A 13282-nucleotide genomic window follows, 5' to 3' on the forward strand; every position below is an offset into this window, starting at 1 on the left:
ATGGCCATCGCAGATGTCACAGTAATTCCAATCGGAACGAATTCTCCAAGTATTAGTTCTTATGTAGCTGAACTACATGACTTGTTAACCACGTTTGAAAAAGAAGGAAAAATTCGCTTCCAATTAACTCCAATGAATACGATTATTGAAGGGGAATTAAAAGATCTATTTGAAGTCATTCAAGCGATTCACGAAGCACCGTTTCAAAAAGGAGTTCACCGGGTGGCAACAAACATTCGAATCGATGACCGGAGAGATAAAAAAAGAAAAATGGAGGAGAAACTTGAATCGGTTCGAGCTAAATTAAAGGAAAAATAGGAACAAAAAAAGGAGCTGGTGGGAAAAATCAGCTCCTTTTTTCGATATTAGTGTGCAGCTGGATATCCGTGGTGAAGAACGGTCATGATTGTAAACCAACCAAATACGCCAACTGTTGCTAATCCAAATAAAATGCCTAAAACATTTTTGTTTTTTAATGCACTAATAGTAGCAAATACGGCTAGTAAACTAACTAATGCAAAAATAATGACTAGACCCATTTGTATTACTCCTTTCTTCAATCTAGAGAGCCTTCAACATGTAAACCAACGTTTTATGTAAGTACATAAATACTCGCTTTTATTGTAATGCCTTTTTCTACGTTTGTCGAGGTCAAAAAGTGACACTTTCATGAAAGATGTTATTCATAGGATGTGCATTTCTGTGTATTTTATGAAACGATTGTGCTTCGATTTTGCCGCAAATGTCGTGTACACTATGGTTAGGAGGATGATAAGGATGAAATGGACAAGAATTCCATTAGGAGCGTTACAAACGAACTGCTATTTTTTAGAGAACAATCATCAATGTGTAGTCATTGACCCTGGCGCAGAAGGTGAAAAACTAATTGAATATTTAAAGAAAAATGAGTTAACCCCTTTGGCTATTTTATTAACTCATGCACATTTTGATCATATCGGCGCGGTAGATGCGTTACGAGACTATTATTCCATACCTGTTTATGTCCATGAAAAAGAAGCTAAATGGTTATTCGATCCTTCGCTAAATGGCTCCCAATTTTTCTTTCCGGAAAACGTTATTCGTGTCAAACCAGCTGATTATATTTTAACAAAAGAAGAGACTTTAACTGTTGGGCCATTTACATTAGAAGTATTAGAAACGCCAGGTCATTCGCCTGGAAGTGTGTCGTATACTGTCCAAGAGGCAGGGATTGTTTTTGCTGGAGATGTCCTGTTTTATCAAAGTATCGGAAGGACAGACTTGCCAGGAGGAAACCATAAACAGCTGCTTGAAACTATTCACGAAAAGTTACTAACACTTCCTGAGGAAACGGTCGTATTACCTGGTCATGGAGTAGAAACGACCATCCAAGATGAGATGGACCACAATCCGTTCATACACGGATTTTGAAGGAATATAAAAAATAGGTTCATCATACGATATGGTAAAGAAAAAACCCTTCTCTTGTTGAGAAGGGTTTTTTCGGGGGATGTTAGTTCTTTTCAATCTGGGAGGGGATAAAGTTAAGCTACTAATTATACAATAAAGCAAAGTTTCCACTATGTCAATGTTAATAACTAAAGGAGAGAAAAAATGAACCAAATCATAAACAAGCTATTTCGTTATGATAAAACCGTATCGTATGAACATTTTATATCTTTTGCTTTATATGATGAAGAATACGGTTATTATATGAAAAGTAAACCAAAACTTGGTAAATGTTTTGATTTTGTAACATCCCCATATGTCTCTAGAGCGTTTGCGAAAACCATTGTCCGATTTGCTGTGGAAAAATGGACCAATTCAAAACTCCCCATCCGATTTTATGAAATTGGAAGCGGGGACGGAACGTTTGCTAGTGCTTTTTTAAACGAAATGGCATCCCAATTTCCATCTCTATACGAACAGTTGACATATATCTCCATCGAACATAGTCCTTACCACCGCTACGTACAACATCAACAGCTTCAGAAACATCCTGTCATTTTTTATTCTGATTTCAATCAAGTCTTTGAAATAGAAGGAATTGTGTTTTCTAACGAATGGTTAGACGCACTTCCAGTTCATGTCATTCAGCAGAAAGAGGGAAAGATGTGGGAAGTTGCCATAACTATAAAAGATGGTCAACTCATGGAAACATATCTTCCGTTAACAAATAAGGACATTCTGCAATTTTTACAGCGGTATAATGTTAAGTTAACAGAAGGTGTGCGTCGGGAAATTCCGATTAAAATGGTCGATACATGGATAAAGCTCATAACGAACATGAAACAAGGATGGATTTTAACCATTGACTACGGAACTACTGAGGAAGAACGCCTTTGTATGAAAAAAGAAAGTGTGCGTGGATTTTATCAACACCAACTCGTCGAAAATCTCTTTCAGAAAATAGGTGAAATCGATATGACGTATTCTATTTGGTTCGACTGTTTAATATCAGAAGGTAAGAAGCATGGTTGCTTTGTGGAGAATTTTACATCGCAAAAAGAATTTTTACTTCAGTACGGTATTTTAAATGATTTACTTGAACACTCGGCAACGGATCCGTTTTCACCTGAAGCAAAATGGAATCGATCTATTGTGTATTTAATTCGTGACGGTGGCTTTAGTGATAGTTTTCGCGCGCTTGTTCAGCGAAAAGAAAAAAGCTCTTGAAGTACATCCTTCAAGAGCTTTTTTGCCATCATCCATGTTCTTAATGACCTGCTCCCGGTGTCATTAAGAACGTTGTATAATAAGTAAATCCTGCGAAGAAAATCGTTAAGTATGCGCCAAAGATATATAAGTACATGCGCTCAGATAATTTTAAGTAGCTTAACAGAATGAAAAATCCTGTTTGGCCTAAGAAAATAAGAGACGTTGTATACATTTCTCCAAGATAAAACATAATCGTAAAAATTCCCGTCCAGAAACCTAACACTCTGTACATGCGATCCATATGTATCCCTCCTTTGTACCCACAGTCCACAGTTCAATATTATAAAGGAAACGAGAATTAAATGTAAATATAAGATCATGACTACTTTGTGACGATTACGTGATAAATACAGTTGGAACAGCCAGAAACCATTGACTGTCGTTGGTGAAACGTTACATTTGAAAATAACGTTTGGAACATCCCTTCTAAAAAGCCGGTATGCATTAAACAGATCGCTTCACCATACGCTTTTACCGATTCGTGATAGGGGCAATTGTATATCGAATAGACGATGATCCATTTATCATCATGTTCTTCCACACGTTGTACCGATCCAATCATCGTTGATACTTGCTGAATAATATCCAATTTTTGATAAAACAGAAGTTCCGTTTCGTTCATAGTATGCTTCTTCCGTTCATTTTCAACCATACTTTTTCCGAATTTTTTCCCTGTTTCTATCAAGTGCTTATTAATAGTTGATGAGTCGAGTGATAATAAGGCATCAAGTGCCATTTGTAACAATAAAGCGGAATCCCTTCTTGGAAAAGATATTTGAATCGGTTCATTCACTTTTTTATATACTTTTCCAGGCCGACCGCCTTTTCCGGTTTTTTGCACCATCGATTGGATGACGCCCGTATCTTCCAGCTTGGATAAATGCAACCGGGCGACATTTGGGTGAATCTTAAAGGCTTGAGCAATTTCGGCTACAGATACGACTTTGTTTGTTTTTAATAGATATTCATAAATGGCATAGCGAGTAGGATCGGCTAACGTTTGGGTTATTCTTAACGTCTGTTCCATCCGTGTACACCTCAAATATTGGATGATATCATCATTATAATCGGTTTTCATCTTTGAGAAAACGTTGGAAGTCCATTGTCGCTAAAAGTTCTCAAAATGTTCACAAAATCGATGGAACGCCTTTTAGAATTGAAAAATAAACACGCCTCTTCTTCGTTTAAAAAAGAAGAGGCGAATTTATTGAACTGGGCTAGCTGGATTCGAACCAGCGCATCACGGAGTCAAAGTCCGTTGCCTTACCGCTTGGCTATAGCCCACTAATGATAATATTAATATGACTCAATGGAAAAATTTTATTCAGTAAGTGAGAAAAAAGTAGACAGTAGATATATATTGGTATAAAATGTATGTCGAGAAAAGGGTTGGTAAAGGGCCAATAGATGAATAAAGAAAGGTGTGGTGCTTATTATATCATCGACTGAACGTGTAGCCGATGAATTAATTAAAGAGGCTGTGGAACAAGGGGCGTCCGATATCCATTTGTCCCCGAAGCAAAAAAAGTATGTAGCCAATTTTCGTATTCATGGTACACTTTATCCTGCTAGATTCTTTTCGATGGATGAAGGAGAACGTCTCGTCGCCCATTTTAAATACATGGGTGGAATGGACATCGGAGAAAAAAGAAAGCCACAAAACGGAGCCTATCAAGTATACCTCCATTCAACTCATTTATCATTACGACTCTCTACATTACCAACTTCCTCCTCGAAAGAGAGCCTTGTCATTCGACTTCTTTTATCCAGTTCATCTCAAACTACCTTTCACTTATCATTATTTCCGTCATCAGCTCGTAAGTTGTACGCATTAATGCATCATGCACATGGGTTAATTATCTTTACTGGACCAACAGGTAGTGGGAAAACAACAACGTTATATCATTTAATTCACTACTGTTCTCAATCGCTTCACCGACATGTGATTACACTTGAAGACCCTATTGAAAAAGAAAATGAAAATGCACTCCAAGTTCAAGTTAATGAAAAGGCTGGGGTGACGTATGCAACTGGTTTAAAAGCGATTTTACGTCACGATCCGGATGTGATTATGGTCGGAGAAATTCGAGATACTGAAACAGCGAAAATTGCCATCCGTGCAGCTTTAACAGGTCATTTAGTGTTAACGACGATGCATACAAAGGATGCTAAAGGAGCAATCTACCGCCTGCTCGAATTTGGAGTAAAGTGGAATGAAATTCAACAAACATTGTTAGCAGTATCCGCACAACGTCTCGTGAAACTGAACTGTCCCTATTGTCATGGGATTGATGAACCCTCTTGTCCGAAAAAAAAATTCCACGTCCGCTCACCTGTATATGAATTACTGACTGGAAAAGCATTACAAAGCGTGTTAAAAGAGGCAGCTGGTGAAGGAAAAGCCTATCACTATCCGTTATTGAAAGATCTTTTACGAAAGGGGGTTGCTCTTGGATTTATTTCCAATATCGAATATGCTCGTTGGTTTCAGGAAGAATAAACCGAATTTTTCTTTAGTTGCTCAAGGGACGTTTTTCGTTCGTTTAGGGGAAATGTTACAACGAGGATTTACCATGGTCGAGTCGATTGACTTTTTGCTTTTATCGATTGATCAGCCTCCATTAAACAAAGCGCTTCGCGTGGGGTTTGAACGACTAAAAAATGGCGATCGCCTTCATGATGTTTTAAAGGAAGTTGGTTGTCACCCTACCGTTTGTACCCTAATTTATTTTGCTGAACAGCATGGAAAAATGGCTGATGTACTTAAAGAAGCAGGACAATGGCTTCTAAAAAGGAATGAAGAGCAACAAAAATTAAAAAGACTGCTCCAATACCCTATTTTGTTATGTATGTTTGTTGGATTACTGTTTGTTATTTTGCGATGGTTTTTGTACCCTCAACTGGAATATTTACATGGCTCCTTTAGCTATTCCACTTCCTCTCTGAACTCCTTCCTCTCGTTTTTATTATACGACGGCCCTGTCGTTGTTTTCATAGCCTCTCTGCTGATCCTTGGGTTAGCTGTCATCTTCCTTCCGTATTGGAAAACACAAACTCCGCTTCAAAAAGTAGAGATTTATCGTCGCCTACCTATTGTTCGAACATACTTCACTCTTTACCACACCCACTTTTTTTCTCGTCAACTTAGCTTTTTATTAGCTAGTGGCTTTTCTATTATGGACATCATTCGGCTTTTTGAAAAACAACCGTTTAAACCGTTTTACAAAGAAATGGCGTCATATTTTCACGAACAATTAATGAAGGGTAGGGAGTTTTCAACGATAGTAGAGGATTTACCTTACTTTAAAAAAGAGTTATCTATTATTATTCGGCACGGAGAATGGAACGGAAAGCTCGAATATGAGTTGGACTATTATAGTCGCCAATGTCTAGAAGAACTGGAACGATATATTAAACAGTTAATCCAGTGGGTTCAACCTGTTGTATTTATCTTCATAGGCATGGTGATAATCATCTTATATTTGTCGGTTATGTTTCCGCTATATGATATGATCAACAACATTTGAAAGGGTGATATGGATGAAAAATGAAAAAGGATTTACCTTAATAGAAATGATGATCGTACTACTCGTTATTACGGTTTTGCTGTTTATTTCAATCCCTAATATCGCCTCTCATAGTAAAGAAATTCATAGTAAAGGATGTAAGGCGTTTGTTCAAATGGTCCAAAGCCAAGTAGAAGCGTTTCGACTTAATCATAATCGGTTACCAAATGATATATCTGAACTTGTGCAGGAAGGGTATTTACGACAAAACGAAACGAGTTGCCCGAACAGTGAGTTCAACCTTCAAATTGATAGCGATGGAAAAGTCACCTTGATTGATCCGGCGTGAGGTGTCATATGGAAAAAGGATTTACGGTCACTGAGGTGTTAATCGTACTTCTTATTATTTTTGTCTCTCTGGCTATTTCTCTTCCATTGTTGAACCAACTTCAACATCAAATCGTTCCTTCCATGACCTTTGCCCAACTGAAAGGAGATTTATATTACGCACAAAGCGTCGCCATCAATCGTCAACAACGAGTTCAAGTACTTTATAGTTATGTTGACGACCGTTACCTAGTACGTGTTCCTACCACCTTTCAACTTCTTACAGAACAAACCTTACCGCCCGACATGGATATGTATTATGGCTCGTTAACATCCATTGATTTTCTTCCGAACGGAAATGTAAGTCGCTTCGGAACGGTGACATTTCGTTATCAAGATTCCGTGTGGAAACTGACGACCTATATTGGAAAGGGGAGATTTCGTGTTCAAAAGCAATAAAGGATCGATGATGACGGAAGGACTTGTAGCTATGAACGCGTTTGTTATACTTGTCACTCTCCTTCCTCTATTGATTCAACTTTCGGAGCAATTAAATCAAAGTTATGGTGAGGTTCATGCATACCGACTATTGTATGAGGAAATAGAACGTTTTGTATACACTGGAGACCGATCGGAAAGAACAGTGGATGTTAACCCATTCTCATTTAATGTTTTTTGGAAAGATGAGATTACATGTTGTGTACGTTATTCCTTTAAAGGAGAGGATGTAGTGGAGAGGTGTGTTGATGCGAACACAAAATAATCGAGGATTTACGCTTGTTGAGATGCTTTTTACCTTTTCTATTTTCCTGTTGATATTGTCCTCTCTTCCGTTAATTGTTACCATCGTCGGAGGTTGGAAGCATGAAGTTACTTCATCGAGTTGGCAAGAGTGGGAGTTGTTTGTTATCCAGTTTCGAATGGAATGGCTGCAGTGCTCACATTGGACTTTAGGCAGCAATCAAATCACCTTTGAGCTTCTTGGAGATAAGGTGACATATGAAACATATGGCAATATAATCCGTAGAAGACGAAATGGCCAAGGGCATGAAATAGCGCTTCAGAACGTGGTTCGAATTCAACTAATGGCTATAAAAAATGGTTTTCAATGGGAGGTGACGTTTGAGGATGGGACGGTACAGACTGCGCAATTTACCCACTATCTAGATATAACCCATTAACAAGGGAGTGCGGTTTTACTTTTCCAGTTATGATGTGGACAATGGCGCTAGTTCTCACGATTATCACTGCTTCCCTTCCACTTTTTTTAAGCAAAATAAAATATGGAGATGAAGTGCAAAAGTATTATCAAAAACGAATAGCTGTTTTAGCTTCGTGGGAATACGTGAAAAAACAAATCGAAGAAGAGAAGACAAGGGAAGGTACGGTAATGGTAAATGGAATAACGGTCCATTATTTCATTGACGAAGGGGAGCAAAACGTTTACGTCACGTTGACAGTCGATCAACAATTACCTATTATAATAAGTTATAATTTAGAGAACAGGCGCATTGAACGTTGGATAGAAAGTTAGGTGAGTAGAATGATCATTTTTTTAGTTGGGTTTATGGGGGCTGGAAAATCAACGATTGGACAAAAGTTGGCCCGTAAATGGAACGTTCCGTTTATTGACACCGACCAATGGATTGAAAACCAATATTCAAAGACAATCCAAGAGATGTTTGCACAAGACGGGGAAAAGGTTTTCCGACAAAGGGAAACGGAAGCATTGAAGCAAATAAGTTCCACATCCGGGGTGATTGCGACTGGTGGTGGAATCGTTTTGAAAGAGGAAAATCGAAAATTATTGAAGGAAACAGGTAAGGTTGTCTTTTTATCATGTGATCCAAAAGAAATGGTTCGGCGGCTAAATGGGGATCAATCGCGGCCATTAATTCAGCGACTTGATGAAGAAGGAATTGTATCATTATATAAACAACGTGAACGTCTCTACAAAGAAGTAGCACATATTCATATAGATACGACAGGTTTATCCATTTCAGCTGCGGTAGAAGAAGTGGAAAAACGTATACGCTCCTTTTCATAAGGGTATAATGGGTATCGAAAGAAAAGGGGTGTATACCGTGAACGGAAATGATCTCATTCGATATGTAACAGAAAATTTAGTCAAGTATTTTGATAAACCAAAATTAGAGCGAAAACAAATGAGATATAAAAAAAAGAATAGTCGACCACCTTTATTGTTTCGGTGGTTCGGGATTATTCCTTACGCTATTCTCGCCCTTTTTAAGAAAAAATAATAGAAAAAGAAATCGCCTACACGGCGGTTTTTTTGTTATGATGGAAGAAAATGGAGGTGAAGCGGTTGGGAACAAACATTGTACATAAACAAAATCCGACAGCAGTAGTAGTGTTAGCAAAAGTCGGCGAATATTTTATTTTAATCCGTCAATTTCGAGTAGGAATTAATCAATGGGTGTACCAACTTCCAGGGGGAGGGGTGAAAGAGGGAGAAAGCTTAGAGAATGCTTCGCGAAGGGAATTGTTTGAAGAAACAGGTATACGCTGTGGGAACGTTGTTCCGATTGGAAAAATGTACCCTTGTCCATGGTTGTCAAACGATGAAACGTATCTTTTCTTTACGGACGATATTTTATACGAAGGAGAGCCAGCACACGAACCACATGAATTGATTGAAATCCACCGTCTCCCAGTTGACGAATGTTTCGAACGCTTTCGTAAAGGAGAATGGACGGACGGCGAACTTGCTTATGCCCTCCTTTATTATCAATTAAAGGAAAACCTATGAAGAAGGTTTTAGCAACGCTTTGGTTAAATAAAAGATACCACCGTTGACCACTTGGACCACGATTTTCGGCTCATATTGTTCTTGTAATGCTTCTTGTTCCAAATAATATGACTCTGGCTTTTCGTCATACTCTTCATAGAAGTGATTCAGTAAAGCTAAATCTTTTTCCCAACGCTTCCTGGCTTCATTTGCCCAGTCATGAGACTGGCGATGAAGGTCCTCAAGGACGTAATGTTCAATGCGTTTCATGCCACTAATAGGCATAATGATCGGCGAAAGAGTAAACGTGAAATCAGGTAATTTCGGAGTTAAATTGTATTGAACAAGTAAGTCATGAAATCCTTGGACCATGGTACCATTAATCAGATTTAGTCCCATGGATAAAAACAAATCTTTCTTACGGTCGCATTGATAAGAAATTTTAAAATTCATACATAGCCATGGGTAAAGTGAAGTCTGTTTTGTCAAATGAGGCGATACTTGTTCATATAACCGAATAAATCGACCGAATTTTCTCGTGGAGGCAAAGATTTGATGTAACCTCGGTGAGCCAAAATGAATTTTTTCTCCTTTTATTTGTTCATTCGTTTTGGTTTCGTCCGTAATAAAGGTGACCCGCATCGGCTGAGGAGTTCCACCTGTTCGTTCTAAGTAGTGCCAATAAAATGGACGATTCATTAATTCCTTGTCGAGTTCAACTGTTAATTGAACGGAAAGGTGCCCTTCTCCTTCTTCGATGATGTCACATTGGTTGGCTGTAAAATAGCGTTTAAGATATTGATGAATTTGTTGTTGATTCATTTGGGCTCGACTCCTTTTGCATCGTTTCTGCTAGTTGGAGTAAGGATGATAGGTTTTCCATTTTTACTCTCATTTCACCTTCCGTTTGTGATTGTTCAAAGATATCTTGTAAATGGTCTTCAATACTCCCTACTTCTAAACGTGTTAATATTTCATCAAGTTCACCTACAACCCGCTCAAATAATTGTATTTTTTCATACAATAGCTTTAATATATGCTCTTCAATCGTCTGCTTGGTGGCAAAATTATAAATGATCACATCGTTTTCTTGACCGAGTCGGTGAATGCGCCCAATTCGCTGTTCTAATCGCATTGGATTCCATGGTAAGTCAAAGTTAATCATATGGTTACAAAATTGTAAGTTAATTCCTTCACCGCCGGCTTCAGTGGCAATTAACACTTGGGCGTGGTGTTGAAACAGTTCTCTCATCCAATCTTTTTTTCCTCGTTTAAATCCTCCACGAAATGGGACAGAAGAGATGCCATGTTGTTTTAAAAACCATTGTAAATACATTTGTGTTGCCCTATACTCAGTAAAAATAATGACCTTATCGTTGATTTGACGAATAAGTTCTAATGCTTTTTGGGCTTTAGAATTGACTTGTACTTGGTTGATAACATCAATGAGTTGTTCCAGTGGTTGTAAGACGTGATTTGGCGCTCCATCCAGCTTTTTTAACATCTCTTTGATAGTCATATAAACAGCTTCACGACTACTACATGCTTCCCGTTGTAACGTTAATAAAGAGAAGGTGCTTGTTGAATGTAATGGATGATTCCACTTCAAACGTTGAATCGCTTCATAAAGCGCTCTTTCTTGTTCATTTTGTTCAATAATAATGGTTTGAACCTTCCTTTTTGTCCATTCAATACCTGTATCGACTCTTCGATTGCGGATCATCACTTTATTAACAAGCTCTTTTAAATATTGATCGTCTTCCACTTTTCTCTTTTTATATTTTTCTAAAAATCGTGAATGGTTTCCTAAATGTCCTGGTTTTAGTAATGATACAAGATGAAAGATTTCTTCCACTCGGTTTTGAATCGGAGTGGCTGTTAACAATAAACAAAATTTCTTTTTTAAATTTTGTACAAACTCATAGTTTTTCGTTTTATGATTTTTCAGTTTATGGGCCTCGTCAATAATCACCATATCGTAATGTTGATCATAAATGATTTCCTTATGTGGGCTTCTTTTGGCCGTATCAATAGAGGAAACCACGCAATCACATTGTTCCCATACATAGCTTTTTTTTTGGGCAACAGCAGGGATATGGAATTTTGTATTTAATTCAAACGCCCATTGTGATACAAGGGAAGCGGGCACTAAAATTAACACTTTCTTGACGAGTCCACGAATCATGTATTCTTTTAATATTAACCCCGCTTCAATCGTTTTACCTAAGCCCACTTCATCCGCAAGAATGGCTTTACCGTTCATATGTTCAACGACTTTTTTAGCCGTTTCTAATTGGTGGGGAAGTGGCGTTAAGTTTGGTAAATGATGAGGAGCTTGAAGTCCATAAAAATCAGGAATTATTAGATGTTTTTCAACTTCGACAGCCATTTGGTATAGTTCCCAATTTGCCCATGGACCGTCTTGGACATACTTTTCCATAAACGGCTCCGCCCAACTGTAATCAAATTCAATATGAACGGTCATGTATGACCACCCCTTTAATGTAAATAATGTTATTGCCCTAAACGTATATTTAATGGTAGGATGAAAGTGTCATGAAATTTTGAAAGGAATTTAATATTTCCATTTCTCACACATCTTATTTTATTAGTATGACCAAAATTTAACGAAATATAGGCGAATGAAAACAAGAGGAGAGACTGCCAAGATGGCAGCGCCGAAGGAGCAAGCAACGAATGTTGTGAATCTCTCAGGCAAAAAGACTCTTGTTGGACGCGGCTCTGGAGAGAGTTTCACATGGATGAAACCACCCAAGAGGAAAGCCGTAATCGGCAAACTTTCAGGTGAAAGGACAGAGATTCTCGATTGAATACGGGATATCTCTGTCTTTTTTCATGTGGAAATGGAAAGAGGATAAGGGGGAATGAGTGTTGGAAACATTAAAACGAACACCGTTATTTGATGTTTACGCCAAATACGGGGCCAAGACGATTAATTTTGGAGGATGGGAACTCCCCGTCCAATTTTCGAGCATTAAAGAAGAGCACGACGCGGTTCGTACGAAAGCTGGATTATTCGATGTTTCCCACATGGGAGAAATAGAAGTAAAAGGAACAGATAGCTTAGCTTTTCTTCAGCGTATGATGACTAACGATGTCTCCAAATTAAACCTCGGAGGGGCCCAATATACAGCGATGTGTTACGAAAACGGGGGAACCGTTGATGATCTTCTCGTCTACAAGTTAGACGAAAATCATTATTTGCTTGTTGTCAACGCTGCTAATATTGAAAAAGATTTCGATTGGTTAAAGCAACACGTGACAGGAGATGTGGAGTTGGCGAATATATCAGAACAAACAGCTCAGCTCGCCCTTCAAGGTCCATTAGCTGAGTCTGTTTTACAAAAGCTTACAGACGTAGACTTAAGTCAAATCAAATTCTTTAAGTTCAAAAAAGAGGTGGACTTAAAAGGAATAAAATCTTTAGTATCACGAACTGGCTATACAGGTGAAGATGGGTTTGAAATTTATTGTCAATCAGAAGACGGAGCAAAATTGTGGGAGCTTATTTTAGAAGCAGGAGAAGGTGACGTGTTACCGTGTGGCCTTGGTGCTCGTGATACTTTACGGTTTGAAGCCAATCTACCTTTATACGGGCAAGAATTATCACCAGATATTACGCCGATCGAAGCCGGTATCGGGTTTGCCGTTAAAACAGACAAAGAAGATTTCATTGGGAAAGAAATATTAAAAAAACAAAAAGAAGAAGGAGCGCCACGCAAATTAGTAGGCCTTGAAATGATTGATCGCGGTATTCCGCGTCATGGTTATCACGTTTTTGTCGGAGATGAACAAGTAGGTACGGTCACTACAGGTACACAATCACCGACATTAAAGAAAAATGTTGGCTTAGCACTCATAAAAAGAGATCATGCTGAACTTGGTAAAGAAGTATTCGTTGAAATTCGAAATAAAAAGTTAAAAGCGAAGATAGTCGTAACTCCGTTTTATAAACGGTCAAAATAAAGAGGGAAGGGGTCTA

Annotated in this window: 19 protein-coding genes, 1 tRNA gene and 2 riboswitches; of the genes, 14 read left to right on the top strand and 6 right to left on the bottom strand. The window is 38.2% G+C overall.

The genetic code is table 11. The features are described 5' to 3' along the window. Nucleotides 1-318 (top strand): MTH1187 family thiamine-binding protein, encoded by a 318-nt coding sequence (locus tag ABES52_RS07725; protein WP_429650567.1) that lies wholly within the window; start codon nucleotides 1-3, stop codon nucleotides 316-318. Nucleotides 319-365: 47 nt separating this feature from the next. Here the strand turns inward: ABES52_RS07725 and ABES52_RS07730 are convergent, their stop codons facing one another. After that, complete coding sequence (locus ABES52_RS07730; RefSeq protein ID WP_429650569.1) at nucleotides 366-539, bottom strand: DUF2759 domain-containing protein; 174 nt, start codon at nucleotides 537-539, stop codon at nucleotides 366-368. Nucleotides 540-777: 238 nt separating this feature from the next. Here ABES52_RS07730 and ABES52_RS07735 point away from each other — a divergent pair, with 238 nt between their 5' ends. Further along, entirely contained in the window at nucleotides 778-1410 is a 633-nt protein-coding gene (locus ABES52_RS07735) for an MBL fold metallo-hydrolase (protein ID WP_429650571.1), read from the top strand. 183 nt (nucleotides 1411-1593) lie between these two features. Next, nucleotides 1594-2655, top strand: coding sequence for an SAM-dependent methyltransferase (locus ABES52_RS07740; protein WP_429650572.1), 1062 nt, complete (start codon nucleotides 1594-1596; stop codon nucleotides 2653-2655). A gap of 40 nt (nucleotides 2656-2695) precedes the next feature. Here ABES52_RS07740 and ABES52_RS07745 read toward each other — a convergent pair whose 3' ends face one another. From ABES52_RS07745 to ABES52_RS07755, 3 genes are all read right to left on the bottom strand, one after another. Further along, entirely contained in the window at nucleotides 2696-2938 is a 243-nt protein-coding gene (locus ABES52_RS07745) for a DUF2626 domain-containing protein (protein ID WP_429650573.1), read from the bottom strand. 81 nt (nucleotides 2939-3019) lie between these two features. Beyond that, nucleotides 3020-3724, bottom strand: coding sequence for a helix-turn-helix transcriptional regulator (locus ABES52_RS07750; protein ID WP_429650574.1), 705 nt, complete (start codon nucleotides 3722-3724; stop codon nucleotides 3020-3022). Between the two features lie 185 nt (nucleotides 3725-3909). Next, a tRNA-Gln gene (locus tag ABES52_RS07755) sits at nucleotides 3910-3981 on the bottom strand. Between the two features lie 151 nt (nucleotides 3982-4132). On the opposite strand from ABES52_RS07755, the gene comGA reads away from it, so the two are divergent. The 10 genes from comGA (at nucleotide 4133) to ABES52_RS07805 (ending at nucleotide 9300) form a co-directional block, all read left to right on the top strand. Further along, on the top strand, nucleotides 4133-5197 hold the full coding sequence (comGA, locus tag ABES52_RS07760; protein WP_429650733.1) for a competence type IV pilus ATPase ComGA: 1065 nt from the start codon (nucleotides 4133-4135) through the stop codon (nucleotides 5195-5197). Further along, nucleotides 5148-6224: a competence type IV pilus assembly protein ComGB gene (gene comGB / locus ABES52_RS07765; protein ID WP_429650575.1), complete on the top strand. Its 1077-nt coding sequence runs from the start codon at nucleotides 5148-5150 to the stop codon at nucleotides 6222-6224. Before comGA ends, comGB begins: the two co-directional genes overlap by 50 nt. A gap of 13 nt (nucleotides 6225-6237) precedes the next feature. After that, on the top strand, nucleotides 6238-6552 hold the full coding sequence (gene comGC / locus ABES52_RS07770; RefSeq protein WP_429650576.1) for a competence type IV pilus major pilin ComGC: 315 nt from the start codon (nucleotides 6238-6240) through the stop codon (nucleotides 6550-6552). 8 nt (nucleotides 6553-6560) lie between these two features. Next, complete coding sequence (comGD, locus tag ABES52_RS07775) at nucleotides 6561-6989, top strand: competence type IV pilus minor pilin ComGD (protein ID WP_429650577.1); 429 nt, start codon at nucleotides 6561-6563, stop codon at nucleotides 6987-6989. After that, nucleotides 6973-7293 (top strand): hypothetical protein, encoded by a 321-nt coding sequence (locus ABES52_RS07780; protein WP_429650578.1) that lies wholly within the window; start codon nucleotides 6973-6975, stop codon nucleotides 7291-7293. The genes comGD and ABES52_RS07780 overlap by 17 nt, the downstream gene beginning before the upstream one ends. Next, nucleotides 7277-7711, top strand: a complete 435-nt coding sequence (gene comGF / locus ABES52_RS07785) for a competence type IV pilus minor pilin ComGF (RefSeq protein ID WP_429650579.1) — start codon at nucleotides 7277-7279, stop codon at nucleotides 7709-7711. The genes ABES52_RS07780 and comGF overlap by 17 nt, the downstream gene beginning before the upstream one ends. A 41-nt stretch (nucleotides 7712-7752) precedes the next feature. Next, nucleotides 7753-8064: a hypothetical protein gene (locus tag ABES52_RS07790; protein WP_429650580.1), complete on the top strand. Its 312-nt coding sequence runs from the start codon at nucleotides 7753-7755 to the stop codon at nucleotides 8062-8064. Between the two features lie 9 nt (nucleotides 8065-8073). Next, nucleotides 8074-8577, top strand: coding sequence for a shikimate kinase (locus ABES52_RS07795; RefSeq protein ID WP_429650581.1), 504 nt, complete (start codon nucleotides 8074-8076; stop codon nucleotides 8575-8577). A 37-nt stretch (nucleotides 8578-8614) separates the two neighbouring features. Further along, nucleotides 8615-8791, top strand: a complete 177-nt coding sequence (locus ABES52_RS07800; protein WP_429650582.1) for a YqzE family protein — start codon at nucleotides 8615-8617, stop codon at nucleotides 8789-8791. A 65-nt stretch (nucleotides 8792-8856) separates the two neighbouring features. Beyond that, on the top strand, nucleotides 8857-9300 hold the full coding sequence (locus tag ABES52_RS07805) for an NUDIX hydrolase (RefSeq protein ID WP_429650583.1): 444 nt from the start codon (nucleotides 8857-8859) through the stop codon (nucleotides 9298-9300). On the opposite strand, the gene ABES52_RS07810 is transcribed toward ABES52_RS07805, so the two are convergent. Beyond that, the gene (locus tag ABES52_RS07810; RefSeq protein ID WP_429650584.1) at nucleotides 9295-10101 is read right to left on the bottom strand and encodes a YqhG family protein; all 807 of its coding nucleotides are present in this window, start codon (nucleotides 10099-10101) and stop codon (nucleotides 9295-9297) included. The two genes, ABES52_RS07805 and ABES52_RS07810, sit on opposite strands and share 6 nt — an antisense overlap. After that, on the bottom strand, nucleotides 10070-11764 hold the full coding sequence (locus ABES52_RS07815) for a DEAD/DEAH box helicase (RefSeq protein ID WP_429650585.1): 1695 nt from the start codon (nucleotides 11762-11764) through the stop codon (nucleotides 10070-10072). The genes ABES52_RS07810 and ABES52_RS07815 overlap by 32 nt, the downstream gene beginning before the upstream one ends. Before the next feature lie 157 nt (nucleotides 11765-11921). Then, nucleotides 11922-12016: riboswitch (glycine riboswitch) on the top strand. Nucleotides 12017-12019: 3 nt separating this feature from the next. Continuing rightward, nucleotides 12020-12098, top strand: a riboswitch (glycine riboswitch). 73 nt (nucleotides 12099-12171) lie between these two features. On the opposite strand from ABES52_RS07815, the gene gcvT reads away from it, so the two are divergent. After that, nucleotides 12172-13266, top strand: a complete 1095-nt coding sequence (gene gcvT / locus ABES52_RS07820) for a glycine cleavage system aminomethyltransferase GcvT (protein ID WP_429650586.1) — start codon at nucleotides 12172-12174, stop codon at nucleotides 13264-13266. Nucleotides 13267-13282 lie beyond the last annotated feature (16 nt).

It is taken from the genome of Aeribacillus pallidus (assembly GCF_050478865.1).
In the GTDB taxonomy this organism is placed as follows: Bacteria; Bacillota; Bacilli; order Bacillales; family JACDOC01; genus JACDOC01.

Excerpts from the sequence above, each read along its gene's own strand:
- comGD (WP_429650577.1), top strand. The coding sequence starts at position 6,561 with ATGGAAAAAGGATTTACGGTCACTGAGGTGTTAATCGTACTTCTTATT.
- ABES52_RS07735 (WP_429650571.1), top strand. The coding sequence starts at position 778 with ATGAAATGGACAAGAATTCCATTAGGAGCGTTACAAACGAACTGCTAT.
- comGF (WP_429650579.1), top strand. The coding sequence starts at position 7,277 with ATGCGAACACAAAATAATCGAGGATTTACGCTTGTTGAGATGCTTTTT.
- comGC (WP_429650576.1), top strand. The coding sequence starts at position 6,238 with ATGAAAAATGAAAAAGGATTTACCTTAATAGAAATGATGATCGTACTA.
- ABES52_RS07815 (WP_429650585.1), bottom strand. The coding sequence starts at position 11,764 with ATGACCGTTCATATTGAATTTGATTACAGTTGGGCGGAGCCGTTTATG.
- ABES52_RS07730 (WP_429650569.1), bottom strand. The coding sequence starts at position 539 with ATGGGTCTAGTCATTATTTTTGCATTAGTTAGTTTACTAGCCGTATTT.
- ABES52_RS07745 (WP_429650573.1), bottom strand. The coding sequence starts at position 2,938 with ATGGATCGCATGTACAGAGTGTTAGGTTTCTGGACGGGAATTTTTACG.
- ABES52_RS07810 (WP_429650584.1), bottom strand. The coding sequence starts at position 10,101 with ATGAATCAACAACAAATTCATCAATATCTTAAACGCTATTTTACAGCC.
- ABES52_RS07740 (WP_429650572.1), top strand. The coding sequence starts at position 1,594 with ATGAACCAAATCATAAACAAGCTATTTCGTTATGATAAAACCGTATCG.
- ABES52_RS07750 (WP_429650574.1), bottom strand. The coding sequence starts at position 3,724 with ATGGAACAGACGTTAAGAATAACCCAAACGTTAGCCGATCCTACTCGC.
- ABES52_RS07795 (WP_429650581.1), top strand. The coding sequence starts at position 8,074 with ATGATCATTTTTTTAGTTGGGTTTATGGGGGCTGGAAAATCAACGATT.
- ABES52_RS07790 (WP_429650580.1), top strand. The coding sequence starts at position 7,753 with ATGGCGCTAGTTCTCACGATTATCACTGCTTCCCTTCCACTTTTTTTA.
- ABES52_RS07725 (WP_429650567.1), top strand. The coding sequence starts at position 1 with ATGGCCATCGCAGATGTCACAGTAATTCCAATCGGAACGAATTCTCCA.